1 pseudogene is annotated in these 295 nt (G+C 70.2%); it reads right to left on the reverse strand.

What is annotated here, in order from left to right:
• Positions 1-295, reverse strand: a pseudogene (locus RU01_RS23120) (hypothetical protein); the annotation flags it as partial.

A 295-nucleotide genomic window follows, 5' to 3' on the forward strand; every position in this document is an offset into this window, starting at 1 on the left:
CCACGGTTGCAGCCGGGCCAGGTGCAGTACTGGTCGCGGATGCGCACGAACGTGTCGAGGGCGCTGGAGGGGCGGTACGGATCGGCCGGTTGTGATGCGGGGTTGGTGGTCGAGACGGGGCGGATGACGGCGTCGTCGCGGTCGGCGAGGTCGGCGACGTGGTCGGGGGAGATGACGCCGTGGCCGACGAGGAACCCCGGATTGCCGTCGGCAGTGTCGCCGGCCATGGTGGTGGAGTCGGCGATGGTGGTGGTGTCGGTGACGACGTGCACGATGACGGAGGTGAGCAGGCCGT

Origin of the sequence: Rhodococcus sp. MEB064 (assembly GCF_000834565.1) — a bacterium.
Taxonomy (GTDB): Bacteria; Actinomycetota; Actinomycetes; order Mycobacteriales; family Mycobacteriaceae; genus Rhodococcoides.